21 protein-coding genes are annotated in these 21,847 nt (G+C 70.4%); 9 read left to right on the forward strand and 12 right to left on the reverse strand.

Annotated features, from left to right (window positions below; genetic code table 11):
* Positions 1-9 precede the first annotated feature (9 nt).
* Positions 10-465 carry a gamma-glutamylcyclotransferase family protein gene (locus tag AB0M47_RS07455; RefSeq protein WP_363409912.1) on the reverse strand — a complete coding sequence of 152 codons (456 nt, stop codon included), beginning with the start codon at positions 463-465 and terminating at the stop codon, positions 10-12.
* A gap of 115 nt (positions 466-580) precedes the next feature.
* Here AB0M47_RS07455 and AB0M47_RS07460 point away from each other — a divergent pair, with 115 nt between their 5' ends.
* From AB0M47_RS07460 to AB0M47_RS07470, 3 genes are all read left to right on the forward strand, one after another.
* Positions 581-1,984: an NAD(P)H-quinone dehydrogenase gene (locus AB0M47_RS07460; RefSeq protein ID WP_363409915.1), complete on the forward strand. Its 1,404-nt coding sequence runs from the start codon at positions 581-583 to the stop codon at positions 1,982-1,984.
* 130 nt (positions 1,985-2,114) lie between these two features.
* Entirely contained in the window at positions 2,115-3,404 is a 1,290-nt protein-coding gene (locus tag AB0M47_RS07465) for a hypothetical protein (RefSeq protein ID WP_363409918.1), read from the forward strand.
* Positions 3,404-3,706 carry a hypothetical protein gene (locus AB0M47_RS07470; RefSeq protein WP_363409921.1) on the forward strand — a complete coding sequence of 101 codons (303 nt, stop codon included), beginning with the start codon at positions 3,404-3,406 and terminating at the stop codon, positions 3,704-3,706. The genes AB0M47_RS07465 and AB0M47_RS07470 overlap by 1 nt, the downstream gene beginning before the upstream one ends.
* Before the next feature lie 75 nt (positions 3,707-3,781).
* Here AB0M47_RS07470 and AB0M47_RS07475 read toward each other — a convergent pair whose 3' ends face one another.
* Positions 3,782-4,171, reverse strand: a complete 390-nt coding sequence (locus tag AB0M47_RS07475) for a hypothetical protein (RefSeq protein ID WP_363409924.1) — start codon at positions 4,169-4,171, stop codon at positions 3,782-3,784.
* Positions 4,172-4,298: 127 nt separating this feature from the next.
* Here AB0M47_RS07475 and AB0M47_RS07480 point away from each other — a divergent pair, with 127 nt between their 5' ends.
* Positions 4,299-7,373 carry a BTAD domain-containing putative transcriptional regulator gene (locus tag AB0M47_RS07480; protein ID WP_363409927.1) on the forward strand — a complete coding sequence of 1,025 codons (3,075 nt, stop codon included), beginning with the start codon at positions 4,299-4,301 and terminating at the stop codon, positions 7,371-7,373.
* 115 nt (positions 7,374-7,488) lie between these two features.
* Here the strand turns inward: AB0M47_RS07480 and AB0M47_RS07485 are convergent, their stop codons facing one another.
* The 6 genes from AB0M47_RS07485 to AB0M47_RS07510 all read right to left on the reverse strand — a co-directional run bounded on the left by AB0M47_RS07485 (position 7,489) and on the right by AB0M47_RS07510 (position 13,650).
* Entirely contained in the window at positions 7,489-8,421 is a 933-nt protein-coding gene (locus AB0M47_RS07485; RefSeq protein WP_363409930.1) for a class I SAM-dependent methyltransferase, read from the reverse strand.
* A 9-nt stretch (positions 8,422-8,430) separates the two neighbouring features.
* The gene (locus tag AB0M47_RS07490) at positions 8,431-9,297 is read right to left on the reverse strand and encodes a pyridoxal-phosphate dependent enzyme (RefSeq protein WP_363409933.1); all 867 of its coding nucleotides are present in this window, start codon (positions 9,295-9,297) and stop codon (positions 8,431-8,433) included.
* A gap of 86 nt (positions 9,298-9,383) precedes the next feature.
* Positions 9,384-10,823, reverse strand: a complete 1,440-nt coding sequence (locus AB0M47_RS07495; RefSeq protein WP_363409936.1) for a GuaB1 family IMP dehydrogenase-related protein — start codon at positions 10,821-10,823, stop codon at positions 9,384-9,386.
* A gap of 9 nt (positions 10,824-10,832) precedes the next feature.
* Positions 10,833-11,471: a hypothetical protein gene (locus AB0M47_RS07500; protein WP_363409939.1), complete on the reverse strand. Its 639-nt coding sequence runs from the start codon at positions 11,469-11,471 to the stop codon at positions 10,833-10,835.
* Positions 11,468-11,836, reverse strand: a complete 369-nt coding sequence (locus tag AB0M47_RS07505; protein WP_363409942.1) for a hypothetical protein — start codon at positions 11,834-11,836, stop codon at positions 11,468-11,470. Before AB0M47_RS07505 ends, AB0M47_RS07500 begins: the two co-directional genes overlap by 4 nt.
* A 62-nt stretch (positions 11,837-11,898) precedes the next feature.
* Positions 11,899-13,650 (reverse strand): biotin carboxylase N-terminal domain-containing protein, encoded by a 1,752-nt coding sequence (locus tag AB0M47_RS07510; protein ID WP_363409945.1) that lies wholly within the window; start codon positions 13,648-13,650, stop codon positions 11,899-11,901.
* Positions 13,651-13,747: 97 nt separating this feature from the next.
* Here AB0M47_RS07510 and AB0M47_RS07515 point away from each other — a divergent pair, with 97 nt between their 5' ends.
* From AB0M47_RS07515 to AB0M47_RS07535, 5 genes are all read left to right on the forward strand, one after another.
* Positions 13,748-14,374, forward strand: a complete 627-nt coding sequence (locus tag AB0M47_RS07515) for a PadR family transcriptional regulator (protein ID WP_363409948.1) — start codon at positions 13,748-13,750, stop codon at positions 14,372-14,374.
* Positions 14,375-14,536: 162 nt separating this feature from the next.
* Positions 14,537-15,487, forward strand: a complete 951-nt coding sequence (locus tag AB0M47_RS07520) for an ATP-binding cassette domain-containing protein (protein WP_363410004.1) — start codon at positions 14,537-14,539, stop codon at positions 15,485-15,487.
* Positions 15,488-15,489: 2 nt separating this feature from the next.
* Positions 15,490-16,245, forward strand: coding sequence for an ABC transporter permease (locus AB0M47_RS07525; RefSeq protein WP_253758012.1), 756 nt, complete (start codon positions 15,490-15,492; stop codon positions 16,243-16,245).
* A gap of 209 nt (positions 16,246-16,454) precedes the next feature.
* Positions 16,455-18,254: a S8 family serine peptidase gene (locus tag AB0M47_RS07530; RefSeq protein ID WP_363409951.1), complete on the forward strand. Its 1,800-nt coding sequence runs from the start codon at positions 16,455-16,457 to the stop codon at positions 18,252-18,254.
* Between the two features lie 73 nt (positions 18,255-18,327).
* Positions 18,328-19,521 carry an MFS transporter gene (locus tag AB0M47_RS07535; RefSeq protein ID WP_363409954.1) on the forward strand — a complete coding sequence of 398 codons (1,194 nt, stop codon included), beginning with the start codon at positions 18,328-18,330 and terminating at the stop codon, positions 19,519-19,521.
* 97 nt (positions 19,522-19,618) lie between these two features.
* Here the strand turns inward: AB0M47_RS07535 and AB0M47_RS07540 are convergent, their stop codons facing one another.
* From AB0M47_RS07540 to AB0M47_RS07555, 4 genes are all read right to left on the reverse strand, one after another.
* A complete protein-coding gene (locus tag AB0M47_RS07540; protein ID WP_363409957.1) occupies positions 19,619-20,281 on the reverse strand; it encodes an O-methyltransferase in 663 nt (220 codons plus the stop codon).
* Positions 20,278-20,901, reverse strand: coding sequence for a nucleoside triphosphate pyrophosphatase (locus AB0M47_RS07545; protein WP_363409960.1), 624 nt, complete (start codon positions 20,899-20,901; stop codon positions 20,278-20,280). The genes AB0M47_RS07540 and AB0M47_RS07545 overlap by 4 nt, the downstream gene beginning before the upstream one ends.
* Positions 20,902-20,932: 31 nt before the next feature.
* Positions 20,933-21,136 (reverse strand): acyl-CoA carboxylase subunit epsilon, encoded by a 204-nt coding sequence (locus AB0M47_RS07550; RefSeq protein ID WP_363409963.1) that lies wholly within the window; start codon positions 21,134-21,136, stop codon positions 20,933-20,935.
* 104 nt (positions 21,137-21,240) lie between these two features.
* Positions 21,241-21,825, reverse strand: coding sequence for a hypothetical protein (locus AB0M47_RS07555; protein ID WP_363409966.1), 585 nt, complete (start codon positions 21,823-21,825; stop codon positions 21,241-21,243).
* Positions 21,826-21,847 lie beyond the last annotated feature (22 nt).

Below are 21,847 nucleotides of genomic sequence, written 5' to 3' on the forward strand. Positions count from 1 at the left end.
GTCGGCGCGTTAGAGGGAGTTGTTGCGGGTGGGTCGGGATCGCAGATCCGAGACGTAGTCGTCGGGCGCACCCGCCTTGGCGGCCGCGTTCGCGATCTCGTTCAGGTACCAGACCGTCGGCAGGCCGCCCTCGTACCCGTTGAAGACGTAGACCCAGGCCGTGACGTCTCCGTCGAGCGTATGCACCCGGACGTGCAGTTTCCGGTAGGTGCCCGCGACGACGCCCTCGACCTCGTCGAGCTGCGACTCGTCCCAGGGGTGCACGTCGTAGAGCGACACGAAGACACGGTCGCCCGGCGACTCGACGATCGTCGTGACGGCGCCTTCCCACCCGATGACCTCTTCGCCGGCGAACGTGATTCGCCAGCCTTCCAGCCAGCCCACGCCGACCATCGGCGAGTGCGGGCAGTAGGCTCGCATTCGGGCGGGGTCGAGGTTGGAGCCGTACGCAGCGTAATGACGCACGGCGATGACGATAGTCCGCCTGAGGCGTACGAGAGAATATGGCGTGGCGTGTCGCATGTCGCGCAGGCTCGAAAGACGCTCAGACGACCGGTTGGACAAATAGGGGAAAATCGCCGTGAACCGGATTGTGATCATCGGTGGGGGACCGGCCGGCTATGAGGCGGCGCTCGTCGCCGCGCAACTCGACGCCGACGTGACCGTGGTCGAGGCGGACGGCGCCGGCGGGGCGTGCGTACTGCATGACTGTGTTCCGTCGAAGACCTTCATCGCCAGCTCGGACGTGGTCACCGGGTATCGCGGCACCGAAGGGTTCGGCATCCACTCGGATGGCCTGGAAGCCATCACGGTCGATGCGTCGGCCGTGCACGAACGAGTGAGGCGACTCGCCGCCGCGCAGTCGACGGACATTCATACCAAGTTGATAAAGGCGGGCGTAACCGTCGTTCACGGACGGGCCCGGCTCGGCGAGGACTCGCTCGGCCACCATCACAAGGTCAAGATCCAGCCGTCCGGCGGTCACCCAGAGTATTCGGTCGATGCCGGGACGGTCTTGATCGCGACCGGCGCGACGCCGCGCATCCTCGCCGACGCCGAACCCGACGGCGAGCGCATCCTGACCTGGCGTCAGGTCTACGACCTCCCCGACCTGCCCGAGCATCTGATCGTGGTGGGCTCCGGCGTCACCGGCGCGGAGTTCGCCTCGGCGTACCTGGCGATGGGTGTGCAGGTCACGCTGGTTTCCAGCCGCGACCGGGTGATGCCGCACGAGGACGCCGACGCCGCGACGGCGATCGAGCGCGTCTTCCGGGCTCGCGGCATGCAGATCATGAACAACTCCCGGGCGTCGGCCGTCCGCCGGATCGGCGACACCGTCGAGGTGACGCTGGCCGACGGCCGCAGCGTGACCGGGTCGCACTGCCTGATGGCGGTCGGGTCGATCCCGAACACGGCCGACCTGGGTCTCGTCGAGTACGGCGTCGCCGTCGCACCGGGCGGCTACGTCACCACCGACCGGGTGTCGCGGACGAACGTGCCGGGCATCTACGCCGCCGGCGACTGCACCGGCGTACTGCCGCTCGCCAGCGTCGCGGCGATGCAGGGCCGGATCGCGATGTGGCACGCGCTCGGCGAGGCGGTCGCTCCGCTCCGGCTCAAGACGGTCGCGGCGAACGTCTTCACCGACCCCGAGCTGGCCACCGTCGGGGTGAGTCAGGAAGCCGTGATCAGCGGCAAGGTGCCGGCGCGCGAGGTGATGCTGCCGCTGAGCGGCAACGCGCGGGCGAAGATGGCGGGCATCGAGGACGGCTTCATCAAGCTCTTCTGCCGTCCGGCCTCCGGGCAGGTGGTCGGGGGCGTCGTGGTGTCGCCCAAGGCCAGCGAGCTGATCATGCCCATCGCGTTGGCGGTGGAGAACCAGCTCACCGTGGACCAGGTCGCGCACACGATCACGATCTACCCGTCGCTGTCGGGCTCCATCGCCGAGGCCGCGCGTCAGCTGATGCAGCACCAGACCGACTGATCCCTCGCCCGCACTGATCTAGGGCCCGCACTGATCCGTCGCCCGTCGAGCTGGGATGTCCAGCCGCTGTGAACCGGATGTGTGGCCCCGCGGTCCACCCTCGTCGCAAAGCCGATCGAGGGGGGACGAGATGTTCGAAGATCCACCAGGGGGTACGTCGGAGCCGGAGACCGTCAAGGTCGATCCGGCCGATATCGAGGCGTACGCGAAGATGTTCGACGCCGCCGACGACGAGAACGAGGGCAACCGGAAGTCGGCGGCGAGTTGTGTCGTCCAGCAGCCACAGCCGCTGGAGAACTACACCGGCAAGCGGATCATGCACAAAGGCGACTCCACCTTCGTCTCGTGTACGCCGGAGAGCGGGCACCTGCTCGCGACCATCAAGGTGGCCTCGGACGGGCTGACCGCGGCGCTCGGCGACTTCCTCGGCGTCCTGCACGGGGTGCTGGCCGAGGCGGGGCCGACGCTGAACCGGGTCGCCGCCGCGTACGTGCGGGCCGACCAGGACAGTGCGGACGCGGTCGCGCAGGCAGATCCGGATGCGGTGATCCTCGCCGAGCCGTACTACGACGGGCAGAGCGCGCACGCGTTCGAGTACGCCGTGCCGGAGGACGACTACCTCCGGCTCGACAACACCCTCTACGGCGACCCCGACCCGTACGCCGAGATCAAGGCCGCGAGCGACGGCGTCCGTTCGCTCACCGGCGGTCCGTCGCTCCTGGACCGGGTGACCAGCTGGAACTGGGAGTTCGACTTCGTGAACGAGGAGGCGGCCGGACCGGTCAAGGCCTTCCTCAGCGGCTACGGCATCGGCGTCGACGGGATGACCGAGAAGTTCACGGGGGACTGGCACGACCTGCGGGTCTGCTCCAGCGGGCTGCGCCGGGTCGCGATCGGGCTGGCGTCGATCAGCCGGAACGTCACGCAGGGCATGACGGATCTGCGGGTCACCTGGTCGGGGGAGGCAGCCGACCAGGCCGAGGCGTACTTCTCCGAGCTGTCGGCCCGAGCGCTGCAACCGGTCGAGGCGCTCACCAGCTCGGCCCAGGCGATCGACGACGCCTTCGCCGCAGTCGCCGACCGGGTTCCGACGATGGCCTTCTGGATCCAGGCGACCATGTACCTCGGGTCCTGGGCGATGGCGGCGACCGACAGCTCCGACTACGGCAACGCCAAGGACGGCGTCACCGGCGGCGGCAAGGGCATCGCGATCAGCAAGCTCTACGACCTCGCCGCGTTCGACTACTGCCTGGGCGAAGCCCTGCACATCTGGCACAACTCGGTGAAGGTGAGCCACGGTCACTGCCTCGACGACGCCACGACCTGCGCCACCTCGCTCACCTCGCTGGCCGACGCGGTGCGGGAGCAGACCGGCGCGCTACGCACGCTTCGCCTAGGCCGAACCGGAGGGACCACCTGATGACCGAGCCGTCCGATCCCCGGGTCGTCGTCGACCTACCCCGGATGATGCGTCCCCACCTGCGCCGCATGGCCGAGTCCGACCCGGACCCGATGGTCCGCGAGATGGCCGCCGGGCTGCTCGACGGCAGCATCAGGTCGCCGGCCGAGGCGGTCGCCTACCCGGCGTACCAGGAGGCGCTGCACGACCGGCTCGAACGCCGGGCGGAGTGGTTCGACACGCTCGGCGACGACGAGCGCTGGCGCTGGCAGGACCAGGCGCGGCAGGCGTACCGGGCGGGTCTGGACGACCTGGAACCGTAGACAGCACAGGGCGGTCGACAACACAAAGGGCGGCCGGGGCGAGATGCCCCGGCCGCCCTTCCCCCCGTATGCCGCTCAGGTGCGCTCGACGATCTTCCAGTTGGTGGAGATCCAGTCGTCGCCCTCCATCGTGATCGCGCGCAGCACCGCCCGGTCCCCGGCCGGGATGATCGAGCTGTAGTCACACTCGCGCATCGTGTTGTTGCCCTGGTAGTTCTCGCAGTACGGCGTCTCCCAGTCGGCGTTGTAGTCCATCAGCTCGCCGGTGGCGTGGTGGCCGTCCGCGACGATGTCCCACACCTTCAGGTGCTGCGACTTCGGGTAGTAGCAGACCTGGGTCCCCGTCGTGGTGACGCAGGTCGACGGCTCGCTCGGCAGGTCGGCCGCGGCGGCGGTCGCCGAAGCTGTCACCAATACGCCGATCGCCGCTGACAACGCGAACAGCCGTCTCGCGTGTTCTTTCACTGAGTCCTCCCCCTGGTCGGTTGCGGTACGAGGACAACGTAGGGATCCGTGCCATACGTCGGCTATACGGGACCTTGCACGGGATCGCTACGGTATGGGGAGCGCGATCGGCAAGGGGAGGCACGGCGTGCGATTCGGACTGTTGGGACCGCTGTCGCTGCGTACGCCGGACGGGCTGGCGATCCAGCTGGCGCGTCGCAAAGAACGGCAGCTATCGGCGATCCTGCTGCTGCGGGCGAACCGCTTCGTCGGCGTCGACGAGCTGCTCCAGCTGCTGTGGGACGGCGAGCGCGTACCGGCCTCGGCGCAGGCCAACCTTCAGACCTATGTGGCCCACTGCCGCCGCGCGATCGGCGACGACGGGTGTGGAATCGAGACCGGGGAACGGTCCTATCGGCTGTGGGCCGACCCTGGCGAGATCGACCACGCCGCCTTCGAAGGCCTGGTCGCCCAGGGATTCCAGGCGTCGGCGGCGGACGACCCGGCGACGGCGGCTCGGCTGTTCGACGAGGCGCTCGGCCTCTGGCGGGGCGAGGCGGTGGCCGAGGGCCTCGGGCTGCCCGTCGACCTGCAGCCCGAGGTGAACCGGCTGACCGAGCTGCGGCTCTCCGCGCAGGCGGAGTGCCTGGCCGCCCGGCTCGAACTCGGCCAGGCCCGGGAGGTGGCGGCCGAGCTGGTGCCGCTCATCGGCAAACAGCCCCTGCGGGAACGGCTGTGGGAGCTGCTGATGCTGGCGCGCTTCCGGGACGGCCGGCAAGCCGACGCGCTCGCCGCGTTCGAGGAGGCGCGGACCCTGCTGGACGAGGAGTTGGGCGTGCTGCCCGGGGCCGGGCTGCGGGAGCTGCATCAGCGCATCCTCCGGGCCGATCCCGCGTTGTCCGGGGCTCCCGATCCGGTCCCGTCCGCCGGTACGCCCGTGCCCCGTCAGCTGCCCCGGGAGGCGACCGCGTTCACCGGACGGCGGGCCGAGGCCGACCGGGTGCTCGCCGCGCTGAGCCGGCCGGGCTCGCCGATCGTCGTGATCGACGGGCTCGGCGGCGTCGGGAAGACCTCCCTCGCTGTGCACACCGCCCATCGGCTCGCGAGCCACTTCCCCGACGGTCAGCTGTATCTCGACCTGCACGGCTACTCCGACGCGGCGCCGATGCGTCCGATCGAGGCGCTGACCCGGCTGCTGCGGGCGCTGGGCGTCAACAGCGATCAGATCCCGGACGACGACGCCGAGGCGACCGGGCTGCTGCGTACGCGATTGAGCGGCCGGCGGGTGCTGCTCGTGCTCGACAACGCCGGGTCGGTGGATCAGGTCGTCCCGCTGTTGCCGGGGTGCCCCGGCAGCGCCGCCCTGGTGACCAGCCGCGATCGGCTCGGTTCGGTGATCGCCCGGCACGGGGGCGTACGCCTGCCGCTCGCCGAGCTGGCCCCGGCGGACGCGGAGACGCTGCTGACCGAGATCGCCGGAGCCGACCGGATCGCCGCCGATCGACCGGGTGCGGCCGAGTTGGCCCGGCTGTGCGGGCATCTCCCGCTGGCGCTCCGGGTGGCGGCGGCCAACCTGGCCCTGCATCCGACCTGGAGCGTCGAGTACTACCTCGGACTGCTGCGCGAGGGGAGCCTCGCCGCGCTGACGGTCGACGGCGACGCCGGGGTCCGGGCGACTCTCCAGCTGTCCTACACCCGCCTCGATCCGGCTGCCGGACGGTTGTTCCGGCTGCTCGGGGCGCTGGTCGGGCCGGACGTCAGCGCGGACGCGGCGGCCGTGCTCGCCGGGTCCGCAGGCGTACGCGCACTGCTCGATCGGCTCTGCGCCGCCAATCTGCTCCAGGAGCCGTCGCCACACCGGTATTCGATGCACGATCTGGTCCAGGAGTACGCCCGGGAACTCTCCGACGACGACGCCGAGGCGGCGTCCGCCCATGAGCGCCTGGCCGGCTGGTATCTGACCGTCGCAGCGGCGGCGGCGCGGACGGCGTACCCGCACATCCAACGCCTGCCCGACGCGGCCGAGCTGGCGGAGCGTTCACCGCGCGGCTTCGCGGACCGGCCGGCGGCGCAGGCCTGGCTGGACGCGGAGCTGCAGAACCTCGTGGCGTTGGTGCTCGACGCGGCCGAGCGTGGGTCGCGGTCGCTCGCCTGGCGACTGGGCGACGTGTTGCGCTGTCACTTCCTGCCGCGTGCGCCGATGCTCGAATGGCGGGCGGTCGCGCTCGCCTCCCTCGCCGCCGCGGAACGGGCGGCCGACCGCTGGGGTCAGACGTCGGCCTGTCTCAGCCTCGCCGGCGTCGCGCGCCGGCAAACCCGCTACGAGGAAGCGGTCGAGTTCCTCCACCGGACGATCGATCTGGCCGCCGAGATCGGGTGGCTGGACTGCCAGGCGGCGGCGTACAACAATCTCGGCGTCGTGCACCTGGAGCTGACCGAGCCGCAGCAGTCCTCGGCGGCCCTGCGGGCGGCGGCGGAGCTGTTCCGGCGGCTCGGCGACGTGGCCGGCGAAGGGCTGGCGCTGGGCAACCTCGGTGGTCCTTACCAGGACCTCGGGCGGCTGCGGGAGTCCATCGAGCTGGCCCGGCGCGAGCTGGCAGTGGAGGTGAAGAGCGGGCACCCGTCCAACGCCCTCTCGAACATGGCGAGCAGCCATCGGATGCTGGGCGAGTACGACCTCGCGCTGGCGGAGGCGCGGGAGGCGCTTGATCGCGCGTACGCGGGCGGCAACAACTGGTCCATTCCCACCGTCCTGGAAGTACTGGCCTGCATTCATCGGGATCTCGGCGACCTCGCCACGGCGCTGGAACTGGCGCGTCAGGCGGTCACCATCGCGGCCGATCACGGATTCAGGCGTACGGCGGCGGAGTCGCGCGTGACCCTCGGCACGATTCTGGCCCTGCGCGGGGAGTACGCCGCCGCGGCGGAAGAGCACGAGCGCGTCCTGACCCTCCTCGACGGACCGCACTCGCTCCGCGTACGCCTGCTCGCGGTGGTGGGGCTCGCCGAGGCGTACCGGGGACTCGGGCGGTACGCCGAGGCGCGGTCGCGGGCGGAAGAGGCGCTCGCCGACACCCGCCGGCACCAGTTACGCGTGGTGGAGGCGGACGCCGCGGAGGTGCTCGCCCGGATCCACGCCGATCTCGGAGATCCGGCGGCCGCCGAGTATCGCCGGTTGCAGGCGGAGATCTGCGCCGAGACCGGCTACCGCATTCTCTCCTGACCGCCGGGTCCCCTGCAGATCAGGGATGTGCAGGCTACCGAAGCGCTTCGAAGCCCGCACATCCCTGATCCGGTGCGCAAGAGATCCGGTGCCCAAGAGATCCGGTGCCCAAGAGTTAGACGAAGTCCCAGAAGGGGCCGGACTTCGGGAACGCCCGGGAGCAGCCGACACAGGCCGCGGACTCCGGGTCGAACATGAGCGGGGACCGGCAGTCCGGGCAGTTCATGCGTGCGGTGAAGGGCTCGTCGGGGTCGGCGTACGGGGACTCCGACGCAGGGTCCCGGGTGGCGAGGACGAACTGCGACGGCCCGAGCCAGCCCTTGCCGAGCCCCTGGGTCGCCGCCTCCATGCCTTGGACGAGCGGGCGGGCGTACCGGGCGACCTGGTCCGGCACCCGGCTCTCCCAGCGGCGGAAGTTGTTGGCGCTCGCGCCGAGGCGAGTCTGGAAGCCGAGCCCGGTCAGCCGCACCCGGACGGCGGTGAGCTGGAAGTTGAAGTACTTCTCGTCGGTCGCACCGGTCACCAGCGGTTCGGCCGACCGGATCTGGCGAAGGCGGCCGGTCGCCGCGCCCCGGACCAGCCCGAGCAGGTGATGCTTGATCGGCACGTCGACCAGCCAGGCGCCGCGGATGATGCGGCCCATCTCGCCGAGCGCGTGCTCGACGTCGGGCAGATGGTGCAGGACGCGTACCACCATCGCGCCGTCGAAGGCGAGGTCGCCGAACGGGATGGCGTTGAGGTCGCAGCGGACGAGTCCGAGCCTGCCGGACGTGACCGCCTCCGGGTGGCGGCGAGCCGCGTTGGTGAGGTTGGTCGCGGAGTAGTCGAGGATCACCGCCCGGTCGGCCTGCGGCAGGTAGTAGCCCGCGTTCCGCCCGTACGCGCCGCCGAGGTCGACGAACCACCGGTACGCACCCAGCCGGGGCACGAGCCGCCGGAGCGCCCGGTCCTCCGCCCACAGCTCGTAGTCCCGGCCTTCCCAGTACTGCTGGTAGTCGTAGCCGTTGGCGTCGTAGTCGATCGTGGGATACGAGTCGGCCTGGGTCATGGCGCCATCCTATGCGGACAATGCGGACAATGGTGGTGAAAGTGGGGCCGGAATCGTCGCCGGGGCGGTATCGGCACTGCTCAGCACCACCGCCACCCGTTCGCCGTCGGCCGGGCGATAGCCGTCGACGAGAAACGCGTACGCGCAAGCGGCCACGTCGTCGACGGCGATCCGCCGCTCGTGCCAGAGATCGTGGCGGGCGACCGCGCAGCGCTCGGGCGTGCTCGTCGCCTCGACGACGCGTACGTGGCCGACGAGGGCGGCGGAGATCCCGGCAGCCAGTGCGATGGCGCGCTCGGGGACCACGACGGTGTCGAGCTGCCCGAGCGTCTGGGTCCACAGTTCCAGCCCGACCGTGCCCGCCCCGGCCACCATCTGCGCCCAGCACTCCGGCGTCAGGCCGGGGCAGTGCATCGCGCCGGTCGCCACGGCGTGCCGCTCCGCCTCCAGCTGAGCGTCGGCGAGCGTACCGTCCACTGTGATCGTGGTGGACGCGTTCGCCGCCGGGGAGGGCTTGCCCGAGCCGCCAGGAGTGCGGTCAGCCGACGCCGGGGCGAACACCGTGACGGGCAGGTCGAGCCGTCGCGCGACGTGGACCACGGCGGCGGCCACCGTCGGGGTGTACGCCGTCACCAGCCCGGCGTCGGGGTCGAACGCCCGGCGTTCCAGCCCGGCGACGACCTGGTTGAAGACGCCCCGGACCGGGTAGCCGCCGGCGTGCTGCAGCTGCTCCAGTTTCAGCATCACGGTGGCCGGGAAGATCCCCGACTCCACCAACGTCAGCGGCGTGTGCCGGACGACGTTGCGGGTACGCGCAGCCGCCGCCTCGACGTCGTTACGGGTGACCATGCCGGTTGCGATCACGGTGGCTACCATGCCCTTGCCTTCATATCCTGCAGGACGCCGCCCGCACGATGTGAAGTTGTCGATGTCGTATAGAGGCGGCACTGGCTACAACGCGACTACCAACTCGTCGGCAACGGCATTCCCTCGGCGTACCCGGCGGCCGATTGCACTCCGACGATCGCGCGGGCGTGCAATTCGTCGAGCGTGCGGGCCCCGGCGTAGGTGCAGGCACTGCGTACGCCCGCGACGATCTCGTCCAGCAGATCCTCGACTCCGGGCCGCTGGGGATCGAGGTACATCTTCGCCGTGGAGATGCCCTCCTCGAAGACCGCCTTGCGGGCGCGGTCGAACGCGGAGTCCTCGGCAGTCCGGGCGCTGACCGCACGGGCCGAGGCCATCCCGAAGCTCTCCTTGTAGCGCCGCCCCTCGACGTCGGTGTAGAGATCGCCCGGCGACTCGTAGGTCCCGGCGAACCAGGAGCCGATCATCACGTTCGCCGCGCCGGCCGCCAGCGCGAGCGCCACGTCGCGCGGATGGCGTACGCCGCCGTCGGCCCAGACGGTCTTGCCCAGGTCACGGGCGGCAGCGGCGCAGTCGAGCACGGCCGAGAACTGCGGTCGCCCCACGCCGGTCATCATCCGGGTGGTGCACATCGCGCCCGGCCCGACCCCGACCTTGAGGATGTCCGCGCCGGCTTCCACCAGGTCGCGTACCCCTTCGGCGGTCACGACGTTGCCCGCCACGACCGGAACGTCCGGGTCGAGCGCGCGTACCGCGCGCAACGCGTTGATCATGCGTTCTTGATGGCCGTGCGCCGTGTCCACCACCAGGGTGTCCACGCCCGCGTCGAGCAACGCGCGGGCCTTGCCCGCCACGTCGCCGTTGATGCCGATCGCCGCCGCGATCCGCAACCGCCCCTTCTCGTCCAACGCGGGCCGGTACAGCGTCGCGCGCAACGCGCCCTGCCGGGTCACGATCCCGACCAGGCGTCCGTCGTGGTCGACCACCGGGCCCAGCTTGCGGCGCGCGTTCGACAACGTGTCGAAGGCGGTACGCGGATCGGCGCGGACGTCGACGGTCAAGGGGTCGACGGACATCACGTGGCGCAGCTGAGCGAACCGGTCGACACCGATCGTGTCGGTCTCCGTGACCACACCGACCGGGCGGCGTTCGGCGTCCACGACGACGACCGCGCCGTGCGCTCGCTTCGGGAGCAGGTGGATCGCGTCGCCGACGGTGTCGGACGGGCCGAGCGTGATGGCCGTGTCGTGCACGAGATGACGGTCCTTGACCCAGCCGATCACCTCGGTCACGACGTCGATCGGGATGTCCTGCGGGATGACGACGAGCCCGCCGCGCCGCGAGACCGTCTCGGCCATGCGCCGACCGGCCACCGCGGTCATGTTCGCCACCACGATCGGGATGGTGCAGCCGGTGCCGTCGCTGGTGGACAGGTCGACCTCCAGGCGCGAGCCCACATCGGACCGGCTCGGGGCCATGAAGACGTCGTTGTAGGTCAGGTCGTTCGCGGGCGTCGCGCCGCTGAGGAACCGCATGCCCTCATGCTAGGGAGAGGCGCGCACCGCGTCCGGGTTTCCCACCTCGCGCCCGATCCGCTCCAGTGTGTTCCGTGCCTCGGCGCACACCTTGTCGAACCGCAGGTACGCCTGGTAAACGAGGCCGGCTCCGGTGACCGCCGAGGTCCGGGTCTGCTCGAAGACCGCCTCGAACTGCAGCTGGTCGCCGAACTGGCCGGCCGCCGCCGCGACCGCGGGCAGCTGCTTGTGCGCGTCGACAAGATGCTTGCCGCCCTGCCGGATGACCCCGTCGACCTCGGCGACCTGCCGGTCGAGCCGTTCGAGCGCCTCCGTCGTGGCCAGCGCCGCCGCCCGAATCCGGGCCAGCCGAGCGCGAGCTCCCGTCAGATCCACCCCGGCGGTGCCCCCGGCCGTCCCGGCCCAGAGCCCAGCCAGCTCCCGCTCGGTGGCGGCGACGATCCGGTCCGCCTCGTCGGCGCTGTCCGGGCTCTCCAGCAGCGCCGCGTATGCCTCGTCGAGTTCGGCGACCGAGACCCGGGTGGTGAGCGTGGCCGCCGCCGTGACCAGCGTGCCCAGCCGATCGATCGAGTCCGGCTCGACCCGCAGCCGACTGAGGTCGGCACCCACTCCGTAGAGCCGTTTCACCGTCTCACGGGGGATGATCACAGCTTCCACCTCGACGGGTCGGTGTGCGGCACGGGCACGTCCGCCCGTTCGGTCACGATCTCGCGGGTCAGCCGATGGGCCTCCCGATCCGACTCCTCGTAGCCCTGCGCCGAGCGCACCAGCGAATCGCCGAGTTCTTGCAGCTCGACCGCCGCCCGGCGGACCTCCTCGGTGACGGCCGTGAGGCAGGCGGCCATCCCGGCCGCGACGTCGGAACCCTCGGCCGTGGCCGCGTTCGGATCGTCCGGGATCTCCAGCTGGTTCAACTGGTCCCAGACCGGCAGCAGGACGGCCCGCGTCTGGTCGCTCAGCTCGCGGCCGATCAGCCGTAGCCGCCCCGTATCGACAGCGATGGGTTCCGTCACATCCGCAGGCTAGCCGAGCCGGAACCCCCGCCGACACCCCCTGTGGATAACCCCCGGACCGGTCAGGAGATGGTGCAGATGGTGGTGCCGGCCTGGACGACTTCGCCGACCGTCGCGGTCAGCCCGGAGATCTTGCCCGCCTTGTGCGCGGTCAGCGGCTGCTCCATCTTCATGGCCTCGAGCACGACGACGGGATCGCCCTCGGCGACCTCGTCCCCGTCGGCCACGACGATCTTCACGATGGTGCCCTGCATGGGCGCCAGCAGCGAGTCGCCGCCGGCCGCCGCCGACTGCCCCTGCTTCGCACCACCGCGCTTGCGCGCTGCCTTGGCCCCACCCGAGGCGGGGGCCACCGAGCCCAGTCCGGCCGGTAGGCGTACCTCCAGGCGCTTGCCGTCGACCTCGACCACCACGGTCGTGCGCTCGTCCGCGGCGGTCTCGACGCCCGCCACGGCCGTGAACGGCTCGACGGTGTTGGCCCACTCCGTCTCGATCCAGCGCGTGTGGACGGTGAACGGCTCGCCGGTGAAGGCGGGGTCGCGGACGATGAGCCGGTGGAAGGGCAGCACAGTGGCCATGCCCTCGACCACCATCTCGTCCAGTACGCGACGCGCCCGCTCCAGCGCCTCGGCCCGGCTTTCGCCGGTCACGATCACCTTGGCGAGCAGCGAGTCGAAGTTGCCGCCGATGACGCTGCCGGCCTCGATCCCGGTGTCCACCCGTACGCCCGGCCCAGTCGGCAGGTGCAGCGTGGTGACCGTGCCGGGGGCCGGAAGGAAGCCGCGTCCCGGGTCCTCGCCGTTGATCCGGAACTCGATGCTGTGCCCCCGCGGCCGGGGGTCCTCGGTGAACCGCAGCGGCTCGCCGTCGGCGATGCGGAACTGCTCGCGGACGAGGTCGAGACCGGCGGTCTCCTCGCTGACCGGGTGCTCGACCTGCAAACGGGTGTTGACCTCGAGGAACGAGATGGTGCCGTCCTGCCCGACGAGATACTCGACGGTGCCCGCGCCGTGATAGTTCGCCTCACGGCAGATGGCCTTGGCCGACTCGTGGATCGCCCGGCGCTGCTCGTCGGTGAGGAACGGAGCCGGCGCCTCCTCGACCAGCTTCTGGTGACGACGCTGGAGCGAGCAGTCACGGGTGCCCACGACGATCACGGTGCCGTGCTGGTCGGCGAGGACCTGCGCCTCGACGTGCCGCGGCCGGTCGAGGTACCGCTCGACGAAGCACTCGCCCCGGCCGAACGCCGCGACCGCCTCCCGGGTGGCCGACTCGAAGAGGTGCGGGATCTCCTCCAGCGTCCGGGCCACCTTCAAGCCACGTCCGCCCCCGCCGAAGGCCGCCTTGATCGCGACCGGCAGTCCGTACTGCTCGGCGAAGGTGATGATCTCGGCCGCGTCCTTGACCGGCTCGGGCGTACCGGGGACGAGGGGCGCGCCGGCGCGCTGGGCGATGTGCCGCGCGGTCACCTTGTCGCCCAGGTCGCGGATTGCCTGCGGAGTCGGGCCGATCCAGATCAGCCCGGCGTCGAGGACGGCCTGGGCGAAGTCGGCGTTCTCCGACAGGAACCCGTAGCCGGGGTGGACGGCGTCCGCGCCCGCCTTCGCGGCCACCTCGATCAGCTTCTCGATGCGCAGATACGTCTCGGCCGCCGTCTCGCCGCCCAGGGCGTACGCCTCGTCGGCGAGCTTGGCGTGCAGCGCGTCGCGGTCGGAGTCCGCGTAGACCGCCACGCTGCGCAGGCCCGCGTCCCGGCAGGCGCGGATGACGCGTACGGCGATCTCGCCCCGGTTGGCGATCAGCACTGTCCTCATGCGCCGCAGTCTAAACGGCCGTTCACTTCGGTGGTCTGTGCAATCGCTCACCGATGCTACTGATCAGTTGGAAAAGTTTGAGTATTACGCTTGGGGCATGTCGACGACGCGGCTCATGATCCTCGGACTGGTCAACTGGATGGAACCGGTCCACGGCTACGACGTACGCCGTGAGCTGCTGAGCTGGAACGCCGACAAGTGGGCGAAGATCCAGCCGGGATCGATCTACCACGCGCTGAAGAAGATGACCGAGGAAGGGCTGCTCGAAGAGGTCACCACCGAACAGGTCGGGGCGCGCCCCGAGCGGACCACCTACAAGATCACCGCGCGTGGCAAGGACGCCTTCGAGAACATGCTGCGTGAGCAGTGGTGGGAGGTTCAGACCGGCAGCGATCCGTTCACCGCCGCGTTCGCCTTCCTCCCCGCGTTGCCGCGCAAGGAGGCGGTCGCCGCGCTGCGGCATCGCGGCCGCATGCTCAGCGTCACCACGCAGGGATTACGCGACATGATCGCGACCGGGCGGACGGACATCACCAAGCCGGTGCACGTCCAGTGGATGTTCGAACTGTGGATCGCGCGCGCCGAAGGCGAGGTCGCCTGGTGCGAACGGGTCGCCGACCTCATCGAATCCGGGGCCTCCTACATGCCGGGAACCACCCCTGAACTCGACGAGGAAGCGGGGTGGAAGGCGTACCGCGACAAGATCGCCGAAGCCGAAGCCTGACCGTTCCGCGCTGGTCGCGGGGCGCTGGATCAGCGTTCCGGGTCGAATCTCGGGCCAAGATTCGACCGCGAACCCTGATCCGCCGCGAAACGCGACTGTCGCGTTCTGGGCATTATTCAAAGTTGACCGATCGCGTCATAACGCGATAGTGTGCGCGTCATGATGATCGAGACCCATGGGCTGAAGAAGTCCTTCCGGTCGCGCCAGGGTCGGGAGACGAAGACGGTCGACGCCGTCCGGGGAGTCGACCTCGCGGTCGCGCCGGGCGAGATCTTCGGCTTCCTCGGTCCCAACGGCGCGGGCAAGACCACCACCCTGCGCATGCTCGCCACCCTCATCACGCCCGACGGCGGCTCGGCGGTCATCGCCGGCGCCGACCTGCGGCGCGATCCCGGCGAGGTGCGCCGCCGCATCGGCTACGTGGCCCAGGGCGGCAGCACGTGGGACGAATCGAGCGGACGTGAGGAACTCATCCTGCACGCCCGGATGTACGGGGTGAGCAAGGCCGACGCGAAGCGCCGGGCCGCCGCCGTCCTCGACGCCTTCCAGCTCTCCGAATACGCCGACCGCAAGTGCAAGACCTACTCGGGCGGCCAGCGCCGGCGCGTGGACATCGCGCTCGGCATCATCCATCAGCCGAAGATCGTCTTCCTCGACGAGCCGACGACCGGCCTCGACCCGCAGAGCCGCGCGCACATGTGGGACGAGGTACGCCGCCTCCGCGACGAGGGCATGACGGTCTTCCTCACGACGCACTACCTCGAAGAAGCCGACGCGCTCTGTGACCGCATCGCGATCATGGACAACGGCCAGGTCGTGGCCGAGGGCACCCCGGACGCGCTCAAGCAGGAGATCTCCGGCGACGTGGTGAACATCGGGCTGACCGACGTCACCCGGGGCGCGGAGCTGCTCGGCAGCGCCGACTTCGTCCGCAAGCTGGAGACCACCGACGACGCGCTGCGGCTCTACGTCGACGAGGCGGGCAGCGCCATTCCGCTGGTCCTGCGGGCGCTCGACAGCGGCGGAGTGGCGATCGGGACGATCGAGCTGCACCGGCCCAGCCTCGACGACGTGTTCCTCACCAAGACCGGCCGAACCCTCCGGGAGAGCTGACGATGAAGATCCTCCGCGACACGTGGCTGGTCTTCAGCCGCCAGATCCTGCTCCTGCTGCGCAACCCGGTCTGGGTGGTCGTCGGCGTCCTCCAGCCGCTGCTCTACCTGCTGCTGTTCGCGCCGCTGCTCAAGCCGGCGCTGGGCGTGCGGACGAACGCCGAGGCGTACCAGGTCTTCGTGCCCGGTCTGCTGGTCATGCTGGCCATCTTCGGTGCGCTCTTCTCCGGCTTCGGCCTCATCGCCGAGATGCGGGCCGGGGTCATCGAACGCAGCCGGGTAACCCCGGTCAGCCGGCTCGCGCTGATGCTCGGCCGATCCATGCGCGACGTCGTTACGCTGCTGGTCCAGGGCGTCATGATCACCCTGATCGCGTTGCCCTTCGGGCTCTCGGTCGAGCTGCAGAACGTGCTGGTCGCGTACCTGATGCTGGGACTCATCGCGATGCTCTGCTCAGCCGTCTCGGCGGCCGTCGCGCTCAAGGTACGCAGTGAGGACGCGCTCGCCCCGCTGCTCCAGACGGTCAGCCAGCCGATCCTGCTGACCGCCGGCATCCTGCTGCCGTTGGCGTTCGCGCCGCAGTGGCTGAAGAACGTCGCCAAGTGGAACCCGTTCTCGTGGGCGGTCGACGGCGTACGCGACCTGTTCAACGGCCACCCGGGAACCGATCACGTCTGGCAGGGCCTGACCATCGTCGGCCTGCTGACCGTGCTCGCCGTGGTCTGGGCTGCCCGAGAGTTCGCGAAGTCTGTCCGTTAGTCCGAATCGTCGCTGGCGAGGCGACTCAACCACCAGATCAGGGATATGACGGCGATCTTTGCCCAAGATTCCAGGCACATCCCTGATCTGGTGGTGACGATTTGGTGAGGCCGCGAGCGATACCACGTTTTGCGCCGCGGGGTAATCTGCCCTGCGGCGCTTCTGCGTCCACCGACGACGGGCTCGACAGGGCCGCTCCGGGGAGGGTCATGATGCGGTGGCATGCCAAAACTGTGCTGGTCACGGCGATCGTGGCCGCCTTGGTGCTGCCCGCGGCACCGGCCGGCGCCGCCGACGCGACGCGGTCGGCGCAGTGGTGGCTGAGCACCCTCAAAGTGGCCACCGCACACAAGATCACCCAGGGGCGCGGGGTCACCGTCGCGGTCATCGACACCGGCGTCTTCGTCCATGAGGACTTGAAGGACCGGGTGCTGGCGGGGATGGACTACACCACGGCGGCGGGCGGCAACGGTCAGGTCGACACCGACGGCCACGGCACCCTCATCGCCGGGATCATCTCCGGCCGGGGCCACGGCACCGGTCTCGGCCTCCTCGGGATCTCGCCGAGCGCGCGCATCCTGCCGTTGCGGGTCGCCGTGGACCGTTCGCACTGGCCGACCGACGACACCGTGGCCAAGGCCATCGCGTACGCCCGGAAGAAGGGCGCGAAGATCATCCACCTTCCGGCGTACCAGGGCGATCAGGCCACGATGGACGCGGTGGCGAAGGCCGTCGCGGCCGGGGTGATGGTGGTCGCGGCGACCGGGAACACGACGTACGACAAGCAGATCATGCCGCCCGCGTCCTGGCCCGGCGTCGTGGCGGTCACCGGGGTCGACAAGAGCGGCAAGTTCGATCCGCTCTACGTCGCCGGCGCCAAGGTGGACTTCGCCGCCCCGGGCAGCGGGATGATCACCGTCGACAAGGTGGCGGGCAAGTACGTCACGCCGGCGTCGACGGCGCTGGCCAGCGCGGCCACCGTCGGGGTCGCGGCGCTCGTCTGGGCGAAGTACCCGAAGATGAAGCTCGCCGAGGTGTTGCAGGCGATGCAGAAGGGCGCGACCGACAAGGGCACGAAAGGCAAGGATAGCCAGTACGGGTATGGCGTAGTGAACGCCGCGAACGCGCTGACGGCCGCGCAGGTGATCGCATCGCCGTCGCCGTCGGCCAGCCCGTCGGCGAGCCCGAGCGAGAGCCCGTCCGAGGAGGCGGCGCCGACCGAGACGGCCGCCGCCGAGCCGGTCGCCGACACCAAGGACACCGGCGGTTCGATGATGCCGGTGCTGGGCATCGGCGGCGGGCTCCTCTTCCTCCTCTTCCTCGCCGCCGGCGTCGTGCTGCTGCTCAAGCGCGGTCAGGGCGGCGGCTCCTCCCCGGCACTGGCCGGTGCGGGCGGCCCGACCCCGCCTTCGTCGCCGTGGGCGGCGCAACAGGTCCAGCTGCCGTCGCAGGTGGGATACGAGCAGACGCCGCAGCAGAGCTACGCACAGACTCAGGCGTACCAGCCGGGCGCTCAGCCGACCCCGGCGTATCCGCAGGCCCAGCCGGGCTATCCGCAGACCCAGGCGTACCAGCAGCCGGCCGCTCAGCCGACGCTCCCGTCGATGCAGCGGGCGGCCGACCAGACGCAGCAGCTCCCGGTGCAGCGCCCCGGACAACCCGCGCATCCGCAGCACGTCCAGCCGCTGTATGCCCAGCAGCAATCCCCGCAACCGCCGCAGGCCCAGCAACCACCGCAGGCCGAGACAACGCAGGCTTGGCAGCGACCCGTCCAGCAGCAGCCCGCGCAGCCACAGCACTCCCAGCCACAGCACGCCCAGCCGCAGCCCGCTCAGCCGCAGCCGGCCCAGCATCGGCCGCCGGTCGACGCGGAGGCGCTCAACCAGCCCACCGTCACGGTGCAGCGGCCGCGTTTCGCGTTCCCGGGCGACACGGCGGACGAGAGCCAGCCGAGCATCTACGACACGGCGTACTTCCCGAAGGTGGAGAAGCGGGACGAGCCGCACTGAGGTGGGCAAGGTCATAACCGGCCTGGCCGTTCGACCCACTGAGGTTTGGATCGTCGCTGCGTAGCGTGAATTCGTGCCCCACCTGCTCCGCGACCGTGTCACCTGGCTCATCTACGCCCAACTCGGGGCGTGGGGCTATTTCCTCTACGGATTCGGGCCGATCGTGCCGCTGCTGCGCGACGAGAATCAGGTCTCGAGCGCGGTCGCAGGTCTGCACAGCACCGCCATGGCCGCCGGGTCGATGATCGGCGGCGCGATCGCGCCCTATCTGTTGCGCCGCTTCGGCCGCGGGCACGCCATCTGGGCCTCGCTCGGCGGGGTCGTCGCCTGTGTGGTGGCCTTCGCCGCGCTGCACGGACTCGAATACACCCTGCCCCTGGCGGGCATCATCACGATCTTCGGCATCGTGCTGATCACGGGCGTGGTGGCCGCGCTCAACGAACGGCACGGCGCGGCCGCTCCGGCCGCGATCACCGAGGCCAACGCGGCCGCCACCGGCGCGGGGCTGATCGCACCGTTCGTCATCGGACTCACCGTCAGCGCGGGTGCGGGGTGGCGGCCCGGCCTGCTTTCCCTGGTCGCGGTGATCGGGGTGCTCGCGCTGGTCGCCTTCGCCTTCCGGGTACGCCTTCCGGCGGGCGAAGTGGTCGCCGGACCGGGCCCGCGCCGGCGACGGCCGCTCGGGCGGGCGTACCAGCTGGCCTGGATCATGATGGCGGTCACCGGATCGATCGAGGCCGGGCTGTCGTTGTGGGCCGCCGACCTGCTGCGCGACCGGGACGGGATGAGCGCGGGGGCGGCCGCCCAGGCGATCTCGGCGATCGTCGCCGGGATGTTCCTCGGCCGGTTCGTCGGCGCGCGGCTGTCGCTGCGGATCGCGCCGCTACGGCTCTACCTCGCCGCGCTGATCACCAGTGCAGCCGGGTTCGCCGTGTTCTGGACGACGATGACGCCAGCCGTCGCCGTGGCCGGGTTGCTGCTGCTCGGACTGGGTAACGCGATGCACTATCCGATCGCCATCGCACTGGCCTTGAAGGTCGCGCCCGACGAGCCGGACCGAGCGGCGGCGGTGGCCTCCTACTCGATGGGGATCAGCTTCGGCGCGGGCCCGCTCGTGCTCGGTGCGGCGGCCGACCTGATCGGCGTACGCCTGGCGTTCCTGATCGTCCCGCTCTTGCTGATCGCCGCAGGAGCGTTGGCCTGGCGGCTGGGCCGGGCGATGATCCAGCCCGCCGCCGTGCCCATGCTCGAACCACAGCCCGCCTAACCCTCACCGCTGGATCACGGTTCTCGGCCGAATCTTGGTGCAAGATTCGACCTGGAACCCTGATCCAGCGAAGACGGAAGCCGGGGCAGGGAAGCCGTCAGCGCTTGCGGGCGAGGGTCAGACCGTCCCCGACCGGGAGCATGACCGGCTCGACCCGCTTGTCCGCGGCGACCATGTCGTTGAAGGCGACGATGGCAGCGGTCGACGAGTTCTGCTCGGCGGGCGGGTCGATGACCGTGCCGCCACGCAGCACGTTGTCGACCACGATCAGGCCGCCGGGCCGCATCCGGGGCACGAGCGCCTCCCAGTAGCCCGGGTAGCCCTCCTTATCGGCGTCGATGAACGCCCAGTCCAGGTGCGGTTCGGCCGGCAGCCGGTTAAGGCCCTCCTGCGCCGGGCCGAGCCGCAGCTCGATCCGGTCGTCCACGCCGGCCCGCTCCCAGTAGCGCTGGGCGATCGCGGTGTACTCGGCGGAGATGTCGAAGCAGATCAAGCTGGAGCCCGGCGGCATACCCCGCGCCACGGCGAGGCTCGACAGACCGGTGAAGGTGCCGACCTCGACCCCGGTACGCACGTCGAGCAGCCGGGCCAGGAGAGTGAAGAACGACGCCTGTTCCGGCGCGATCTGCATACCGGAGAGCGAGCCGAGCGCGGCCTGCGTCTCCTCGATCAGCTCGGCGATCAGATCGTCGGGCGGGGTTCCGTGGGCGACGAGGTACTGGTGCAGTTCGGCGTCGACCGACAGGGATCGCTTACTCATGAACGCCTCCACAGGGACATGACCGTCAGATCCAGCCGGGCCAGCAGATGCCGCAGCACCGGCAGGGACAGTCCGATGATCGTGCTGGGGTCGCCGTCGATCCGCTCCACGAAGGGGCCGCCGAGACCGTCCATCTTGAACGCTCCGGCCACCCCGAGCGGCTCGCCGCTGTCCACGTACGCGTCCAGCTCCGCGTCGCTGATGTCGGCGAAATGCACCACGGTCGAGGCGACCTGTTCGACCGCGCGGTCACCCTCCAGGTCGATCAGACAGTGCCCGGTGTGCAGTACGCCGTTCCGCCCGCGCATCGCCTGCCAGCGCTTACGCGCCTCCTCGGGACCGTCCGGCTTGCCCAGGATCTCGCCTTCGAAGGCGAGCAGCGAGTCGCAGCCGAGAATCAGCGTGTTCCCGGCGGGCAGCCCGTCGCCGAGCTCGCCGGACCGGATCCGGGCCGCGACGGCGTTGGCCTTCAGCCGGGCCAGCGTCGCGCACAGCGCCTCTGCGCTGGTCGCCTCCACCGCTTCCTCGTCCACGCCGCTGACCACGACATACGGGTCCATTCCGGCGGCGGTGAGCAGAGTCAGGCGGGCCGGGCTGGCCGAAGCGAGGACGAGGTTCATGGGCTCAGGCTAACCGCCGGCCGACCGCCGTTCAGCGGGGCAGGCCGGACTCGCGCCAACCCCGGGGACGGCCGGGCAGGCCGCTGGCCCACCACGCGCTGCGCTGCTGCACGGGCTCCGGCGCCGGGGTGGCAGGGGTGCTCAGCAGGGCACCGACGAGCGCCGCGACCTGTTCGGCCGTGGGATTGCCGCGGACCACGGTGATCACCGGCGGTTCGGCGTACGCGCTCGTCATGCCCCCCATTCTGCCCGGCCGCGCCCGGTCGGGAGACTGCGATCCCGATCACAGCGAAAGGGCGCGCTCCCCGAGGGGAAGCGCGCCCTTCAAGGCGTACGCGGTCAGCCGGAGACGTCGGTGCCCTCGTCCTGCGAACCGCCCTGCGTGGTCGTCGTCGTGTCCTTCGGGACGGTGACGTTGGTGTCCGTGCCGGGAACGTAGACCTGCGGGTCCGTCCGGACCTGCGTGTTCGTGTCGACCGGCGTTTCCTGCGTCGTGGTCGGCGCCTGCGTCATCACGTTGTCGACGCTCTTCGCCGTGGCCGCCGAGTAGGCGTCCGCCGAACCGTAGTTCGAGCTGATGATCGTCGCAGCCTCGGACAGCGTGCCCGTCCCGGTGCCGTGGTCGAACAGCCGGTTGAGGGTCACCTGGCGGATCTCGGCGTGCCGTTGCAGGGCGTCGATGAACTCGGTGAAGCCCTGGTTGGTGTACACGTCGCCGGCCGCCAGCTCGGTGGCCACCTGGTCGCGGTGGGGCAGGTAGTTCTGCTCCAGTTCAGCCTGCAGCGACTTGGCGAACGAGTCCAGATCCTTGACGTTGATCTGGATGTCCTTGTAGTCGCTGATGAACTGCGACGGGCGGTCCTCCGGGGGCAGGTTGTGGTAGAGCTTCGGGTCGTACAGCAGCTTGTCGTTCGGATCCGTCATGGTCACACCTCCGTCGCTCGAA

Source organism: Hamadaea sp. NPDC051192, from assembly GCF_040682475.1.
In the GTDB taxonomy this organism is placed as follows: Bacteria; Actinomycetota; Actinomycetes; order Mycobacteriales; family Micromonosporaceae; genus Hamadaea; species Hamadaea flava.